The organism is Pseudomonas sp. GCM10022186, from assembly GCF_042656385.1.
GTDB lineage: Bacteria > Pseudomonadota > Gammaproteobacteria > Pseudomonadales > Pseudomonadaceae > Metapseudomonas.
Genome location: NZ_JBHSOU010000059.1, coordinates 43,031 through 49,959 on the forward strand (window position 1 = coordinate 43,031; position 6,929 = coordinate 49,959).

6 protein-coding genes are annotated in these 6,929 nt (G+C 65.9%); 1 reads left to right on the top strand and 5 read right to left on the bottom strand.

Translation table 11 applies throughout. The annotated features are described in order from the left end of the window. Window positions 1-56: 56 nt before the first annotated feature. The 5 genes from ACFPU0_RS18885 to ACFPU0_RS18905 all read right to left on the bottom strand — a co-directional run bounded on the left by ACFPU0_RS18885 (window position 57) and on the right by ACFPU0_RS18905 (window position 5,047). Complete coding sequence (locus ACFPU0_RS18885; protein ID WP_377694814.1) at window positions 57-1,325, bottom strand: OmpP1/FadL family transporter; 1,269 nt, start codon at window positions 1,323-1,325, stop codon at window positions 57-59. Between the two features lie 179 nt (window positions 1,326-1,504). Further along, complete coding sequence (locus ACFPU0_RS18890; RefSeq protein ID WP_377694815.1) at window positions 1,505-1,984, bottom strand: hypothetical protein; 480 nt, start codon at window positions 1,982-1,984, stop codon at window positions 1,505-1,507. Between the two features lie 244 nt (window positions 1,985-2,228). Next, window positions 2,229-3,083, bottom strand: coding sequence for a sulfurtransferase (locus ACFPU0_RS18895; protein ID WP_377694816.1), 855 nt, complete (start codon window positions 3,081-3,083; stop codon window positions 2,229-2,231). A gap of 106 nt (window positions 3,084-3,189) precedes the next feature. Further along, a complete protein-coding gene (gene metC / locus ACFPU0_RS18900; protein WP_377694817.1) occupies window positions 3,190-4,365 on the bottom strand; it encodes a cystathionine beta-lyase in 1,176 nt (391 codons plus the stop codon). Between the two features lie 205 nt (window positions 4,366-4,570). Then, entirely contained in the window at window positions 4,571-5,047 is a 477-nt protein-coding gene (locus tag ACFPU0_RS18905) for an Lrp/AsnC family transcriptional regulator (RefSeq protein WP_377694818.1), read from the bottom strand. 127 nt (window positions 5,048-5,174) lie between these two features. On the opposite strand from ACFPU0_RS18905, the gene ACFPU0_RS18910 reads away from it, so the two are divergent. Beyond that, on the top strand, window positions 5,175-5,945 hold the full coding sequence (locus tag ACFPU0_RS18910) for a lysophospholipid acyltransferase family protein (RefSeq protein ID WP_377694819.1): 771 nt from the start codon (window positions 5,175-5,177) through the stop codon (window positions 5,943-5,945). Window positions 5,946-6,929: the final 984 nt, after the last annotated feature.

Below are 6,929 nucleotides of genomic sequence, written 5' to 3' on the forward strand. Positions count from 1 at the left end.
CGCCGACAAGAAAAAGCCCGGACCAGTCCGGGCTTTTTTGTCGCGGTTGATCCCACTCAGAAGCGGTAGGTCAGCTGCGCGCCCAGGCCGTGGGCGCTGTTTTCGAAGGTGGCGCGGTAGGCCCCCTTGCTGGCGCTGACCTGGTCGATGTCGGCGTCTTCTTCCTTGAGGTAGGTGTAGGCGACGTCGACGGTCACGTCGTCGTTGGGGCTCCAGGCGGCGCCCAGGCTGAGGATCTTGCGGTCGTCGCTGGGGATGCGCGGCGAGCGGAATTCGTTGCGGGTCGGGGTCTGGTCGTAGGCCAGGCCAGCGCGCAGGGTCCACTGCCGGTTCAGCTTGTAGGCGGCGCCGATGGCGTAGGACCAGGTGTCGCGCCAGTCCTGTTCCTCGGTGATGGTGCCGAGAGCCGGGGCCAGCAGGCCGCGAACGCCCTTGTTCTCCACCTTGATCTCTTCCAGGCGGCTCCAGCGCGTCCAGGTACTGCCGGCGTAGAGGGTCCAGGCGTCGTTCAGGTCATGGGTGACGGAGAAGTCGACGGATTCCGGGGTTTCCAGGTCCAGCGAGGCGTCGTACTTGCCCGCCGAGCTGCCCAGTACGGGGCCGCTGCCGGAAACGGTGGTGTCGCCGCGCAGCTTGTAGTCCACCTTGGAGTGGTAGGTCAGGCCGAAGCGGGTGCGCGCATCCAGTTCGAAGAGCACGCCGGCGTTGAAGCCCAGGGCGGTGTCGTCGCCCTTGACCTTCACCTTGCCGTCATTGCGGCCGGGAGACAGCGGATTCAGCACCGCGGAGGTCAGTTCGCCGTCGATGCGGTTGATGGTGGGGCCGAAGCCGACGGACAGCCGGTCGTTGATGCGATAGCTGACGGTAGGTTGCAGGGTGATCACCCGGACTTCGCTCTTGTTGCCGTAGTAACGGCCGGCGAAACCGCCCTCGTAATCGGTGATCAGGCCGAATGGTGCGTACATGCCGAGGCCGAACGCCCACTTGTCGTCGATCGGCTTGACGTAATAACCCATGGGCACGCCCACGGTGGGAACCATGTCGCCATCGTTGCTGCCGCCGAAGGTGCTGCGGGCGTCGTCGATATCGGTCTTGGCGAAGATCGCCGCCGCCCCGACGCTGACCTGCTCGCGCTTGAGGCGGGCCATGCCGGCCGGGTTGCCGAATACGGTGGTGGCGTCATCGGCGGAGGAGGAACGGCCGGCGAAGGCGGTCCCCATGCCGCTCACGCTCTGTTCGTTGAGGGCGAAGCCGGCGGCGAGGCTGTAGCTGGATGCGGCGCTGACGGCCAGGGCGAGGGCGGTCTTGAAGACTCTGCTTATCACGGTGAACTCCTGAACGGTGGTGCAAGGCGCGGCACGCTAACAGGATTCAGGAGCCCTTTCCAGTGTCATAAGTGTGGGAAAAATCCTTGTAAGATTGTCGAACAATCGGAAAAGTGATGGCATTTGTACTGATCGTGCAATTTCCACGGGTTGCCTGTTCCTGACTGGTCGGTCAGTGATCAGGCGACCTGGCTGAGGCCGCCCACATGGCGTTGCCAGGCGTCGATGAATTCCCGCGGGCTGCCCTCGGGGTGGAAGACCTGGCGCCAGATCATGGCCATGCCGAGCAGGTCGTCGGCGGCGGGCAGCACCAGGATGGTCGACTCCACCAGCATCCAGGCGATGGCGGTGGCGTAGCGCAGGTTGACCGTCAGTTCCAGGTGCGGCGCGGCGAGGAAGGCGTGCTGGCTGGCCAGCCCGCGTACCTGGCTGGCCAGGTCCGGGTAGTGAGCCAGGTGCTGGTCCCAGAGTTGCTGGTGCCGCGCATCGCTGATGCGGTAGAGGCCGCGGCCCTGGTCGCAGTCCAGGGCGGCGCCGAGGGCCGATTGGCAGGCGGCGGCGCCCAGCAGCAGGCGTTCGGCGGTGGAGGAGGGGCGCTGCAGGTAGAGCAGCGTCGGCCGTATCACGTGTTGGCGCAGATCGCAGGCGGCAATTCCCATATGGCCCTCGCGAAGGGTGCCGGCGGGGCCGGGGCGTTTTGGCAGCTTCTCATCATTCTAGGGAAGGGCCCCACCGGGAGCGGAGTTAGCCGCTCGATTTGAAGTCTAGTGCGATATTTATGCTGTAAAGGACTGTTTTTAAACTGTTTCGGGCTTCTGGTTATTGTCCATATAGCTGCTTGTGATTAAAAAAAAGCCAGCGCAAGAGGGCGCTGGCCAGGGGTATTCCCGGGTGCTTCGGCGCTTAGTCGCCTGTTGCCAGGGGGCGGCCGGGGTCGGTGATCCACTCGCTCCAGGAGCCGGCATAGAGCCGCGCCAGGGGGTAGCCGGCCAGGCACAGGGCGAAGAGGTTGTGGCAGGCGGTGACGCCGGAGCCGCAATAGGCCACCAGTTCTTCCTGCGGACGGTCGCCGAGCATGGCGGCAAAGCGCTGCTTGAGTGCGTCGGCCGGCAGGAAGCGGCCATCGGCGCCGAGGTTGTCGGTGAAGGCGGCGCATCGGGCGCCCGGAATATGTCCGGCCACCGGGTCCATGGGTTCCACTTCGCCCTTGAAGCGTGGCAGGGCGCGGGCGTCCAGCAGGGTCAGGGCGGGGTTGTCCAGTCGTTGCTGCAAGGTGGCGGCGTCGACCAGCAGGCTGGCGTCAGGCTGCCCCTGGAAGTCGCCCGGCTGCACCGCCGGTTCCACGGCGGTCAGCGGCAGCTCGGCATCGCGCCAGGCCTTGAGTCCGCCATCGAGCAGGAACACGCCATCGCGTTTGCCCAGCCAGGCCAGCAGCCACCAGGCGCGGGCGGCGAACGCGCCGGGGCCGTCGTCATGGAGGACGATGGTGCTGTCGGCGCGGATGCCCCAGGCGCGCAGCCGCTCGGTCAGCACGGCCGGATCAGGCAGCGGATGGCGGCCGGTCACGCCCCTGGTCACCGGACCGGAGAGGTCGCGCTCCAGGTCGGCGAAGCGGGCCCTGGGAATATGGCTCTCGACGTAGCTGCGCTGGCCATAGGCCGGATCGTCGAGGGAGAAGCGGCAGTCGAGGATGATCAGGCCCGGTTCGTCCAGGCGGGCGCTGAGTTGGGCAGGGCTGATGAGTTGCGCGAGCGACATGGCGGGTTCCTTGTCGTGACCGTTGTTGTGACAGGCATCATAAGGACGTCCGCACGGGCTGTCGCGCGCTATCGAGGGCGACGCGGCGAACCGCGCCGCCAGGGGTTCAGCGGCAGTTGGCGCGCAGGCGCTGGAAGCCTGCCTCGAGGTCGGCGATCAGGTCGTCCGGATGTTCCAGGCCGATGTGCAGGCGCACCAGCGGGCCTTCCGCCTTCCAGGTGGTGGCGCTGCGGTGGGCGCTTGGATTGGTCAGCAGGATCAGGCTCTCGAAGCCGCCCCAGCTGAAGCCCATGCCGAACAGTTGCATGCCGTCGAGCATGGCGCGGATAGCCTGTTCGGGCAGCTCCTTGAACACCACCCCGAAAAGGCCGCAGGCGCCGCTGAAGTCGCGCTTCCACAGTTCGTGGCCGGGGGCGCCGGGCAGGGCCGGGTAGAGGATCCGTTCCACCTCGGGTTGCTCGGCCAGCCACGCCGCGATCCTTTGCGCATTGCGCTGGTGGCGTTCCAGGCGGGTGGACAGGGTGCGCAGGCCACGCAGGGCCAGGTAGGCGTCGTCGGCGCTGACGGATAGGCCAAGCTGCTTGTAGAAGCCGCGCACCTGCGGGAACAGCGCCTCGGTGGTCATGATCACGCCCATCAGCACATCGGAGTGGCCGACGATGTACTTGGTCGCGGCATGGATGGAGATGTCCACGCCGTGCTTGAAGGAGGGGAAATTCACCGGGGTGCCCCAGGTGTTGTCGAGCATCACCAGGGCGCCATGGGCGTGGGCGACCTCGGCGATGCTGGGCACATCCTGCACCTCGAAGGTCAGGGAACCGGGGGATTCGAGGAAAACCACACGGGTGTTCGGAAGCATCAGTTCGGCGATGCCGCCGCCGATCAGGGGGTCGTAGTAGGTGGTCTCGATGCCGAAGCGCTTGAGGGTTTCGTCGCAGAAGGCGCGGGTCGGGTCGTAGACCGAGTCGGTCATCAGCAGGTGGTCACCGGGCTTCAGGGTGGCCAGCAGGGCGGTGGTCAGCGCGCTCAGGCCGCTGGGGGTGAGCATGGCGCCGTAGGCACCTTCCAGTTCCGCCAGGGCGCGCTCCAGGGAGCGGGTGGTGGGGTTGCCGTGGCGGCCGTAGGTGTTGAGGGTGCCGTGCTGGGCGTGCAGGGCTTCCACGGTCGGGAAGAGCAGGGTGGAGGCGCGGTAGACCGGGGTGTTCACGGTGCCACCGACCTGGCCCCGTTCGCGGCCCTCGTGGGCCAGCAGCGTTTCTAGATGCAGTTTGCGGTCGTCCACCTGGGTGTTCCTCTGGAGCCGAATAGAGCGGGATGGGAGCAGCGCCTGCCGAGCAGGAATGCCTCTGGAATGGGGGAAAGATTACCGATGGGCGCGGGGAATTTCTTTGCTTTGATCGGCCGGGATGCCGTTGGCGCTAGAAAATAAATCTACTTGAAAAGGGTTTATTGGAAATATTTTCCTGGTGGTCGCCGCGGCGAGCAAATCATGGGTCGCCCGGCTGCGCCAGGTGATCCAGGGGCAGGGCCGTGGTGTGCTTGATCACTTCCATGGCGAAGCCGGAGCTGACGTCGGACAGGTCGGCGACTCGGATCAGGCGCTTGTACACCGCGTCGTAGCCCTTGATATCGGGCACCACGATTTTCAGCAGGTAGTCGACGTCGCCGGTCATGCGGTAGATCTCGACGATCTCGGGGATGTCGCGGGTGCCTTCGATGAACTGCCGGGTCCAGTCGTCGCTATGGCGGCTGGTGCGAATGCTGACGAAGACGGTGACCCCGAGCTTGAGCCGCTCGGCGTCGCAGAGCGCCACCTGCCTGGTGATCACCCCGTCCTCGCGCAGCTTCTGCAGGCGCCGCCAGCACGGCGTGGGCGAGAGGTTCACCGCCTCGGCGAGTTCCGCAAGGGAGATGGAGGCGTCCTGCTGCAGGAGGGCGATGATCTGCAGGTCTTTCTTGTCCATGGGCTGGGTCCGTGCCGGGTGCGTTTGGTCAGGTGCCTGGCGGGCCACCTGTGTCGAAACGATGACAGTCGGCATCATAAGGTTCCCCGCGCTTGAAGTCGCGCGGGCAGAAGATGGGAGAGCCTCGATGCCGAGCCTGCACATATTGAACGAACCTGCCTCGCTGCTGCGCCGTGTTGGCGTGATCCTGGGGACCCTGCTGGTGGTCTTCCACTACTGCTGCCTGGTATTGGTGCGCGCGCCCCTGGGGCGGGTCGATCGCGCCCTGGTGGACCGCTATACCCGCGCCATGTCGCGCCTGTTGCTGCGCCTGGTGCGCATGGACCTGTCGGTGCATGGGGCGATACCCGATTTCAACGATGGGCGGCGCTACCTGATCCTCTGCAGCCATTCCAGCCACTACGACATCCCCGCCAGCTTCGTGGCCCTGCCGGGCTCGATCCGCATGCTGGCGAAGAAGGAGCTGTTCCGCATCCCCTTCCTCGGCGCTGCCATGCGCGCGGCGGAATTCCCCTCCATCGACCGGTACAATCGCCGCCAGGCCCTGGCCGATCTGGAAACCGCCCGGCGCATGATGGAGAGCGGCATCGTCCTCTGGGCCGCGCCCGAGGGCACGCGCTCCGCCGATGGCCGCCTGCTGAAGTTCAAGAAGGGCTGCTTCCACCTCGCGCTGGACACCGATGCCGTGATCATTCCGGTGTCCATCCGCGGCATCCATCGCGTGCTGCCGGCGCGTACCTTCCGCCTGAACCTCGGGCAGAAGGTGGAGGTGCATGTCGGTGCGCCCATCGATGCCAGCCAGTACAGCGTCGAGCGGCTCGGCGAGCTGATGGCCGATACCCGTGGGCGGATGCAGGAGCTGCTGGGGCAGGAGCCGCGCGAGGTGGCGGCTCTGTAGGGGCGAATTCATTCGCCAAGGGCGGCGCGGCTGCCCCCATTGGCATCGCGGTCCGGTTGGCGAATGAATTGGCTATGTCTGCATTAAGTGTTGCTAGAACGCCCCGAGCCCAGCTGCTTATAGAGCGGGCTGCGAGTCTCTGTTTCGCCCTCCCGGGCGAGTCCCTTTCTCAAACGTCGGGATGCCGCACCACAGAAAGGAACCAAAGCGCTTGCCCCTGCATCCGGAACTCGGCGTCCCCGTCCTGCTTCGCCGGACTCCCCTCGCTCCATCGTTGCGCCGGGGGCCCGGCGTGAGGGGCCATCCCTGGCCCCGCACGCCTCTCGCGGCATCCATGCCGCTCGTCCCCCTCTGCAACGATTCCGCTCGGCCTCCTGACGGGGCGCAGTCGCCGCCCCACCTCTGCTGCCCAGTTCCAGGCTGCTGGTGGCTTCAGGATTGTTTGTGCCTCGCCGGCGCGAGTCACCCCTCTCCTCTTCAGGGGTGAAGAGGCACGCTTTCGGAAGCACCGCTTCCGGTGCCGATGAACGCCTGAGCGCGAAGCGATCAGGCAGGGGCGCAGGGCGGGGGCCGGGGGAGAGGGAGGTGTCAGACTGGTGCGGAGACCTGAAAGCCCCGTACTAGAGACTTCTATTCGGTCCTGCAACAGCTAATGCAGACATAGCCAATTCATTCGCCAAGCAGGCCGCAGGCCTGCCGATGGGTATCGCTCCGCTCGCGGAACGCCGCCCGACCCATCCTACACATCCGTTGTGGGAGCGAATTCATTCGAACTTGGGAAACCACGTCCTGAGGACGTGGTCATGAGTCAGCGGCTCTGCCTGTGACGATTCGAATGTCCGGGCTGGCAGGATGAAGCCGATGCGGTAGGGTGCGCCGTGTGTTCAGCCGGGGGACATAGGTAACGGGTGTCGGGAGACATGGGTAACGCATCTAGGCTTGCGGAATCCTTCGAAGCGGGAGTTCGAGCGATGCCGTGGCAGG

Excerpts from the sequence above, each read along its gene's own strand:
- ACFPU0_RS18890 (WP_377694815.1), bottom strand. The coding sequence starts at position 1,984 with ATGGGAATTGCCGCCTGCGATCTGCGCCAACACGTGATACGGCCGACG.
- ACFPU0_RS18895 (WP_377694816.1), bottom strand. The coding sequence starts at position 3,083 with ATGTCGCTCGCGCAACTCATCAGCCCTGCCCAACTCAGCGCCCGCCTG.
- ACFPU0_RS18905 (WP_377694818.1), bottom strand. The coding sequence starts at position 5,047 with ATGGACAAGAAAGACCTGCAGATCATCGCCCTCCTGCAGCAGGACGCC.
- ACFPU0_RS18910 (WP_377694819.1), top strand. The coding sequence starts at position 5,175 with ATGCCGAGCCTGCACATATTGAACGAACCTGCCTCGCTGCTGCGCCGT.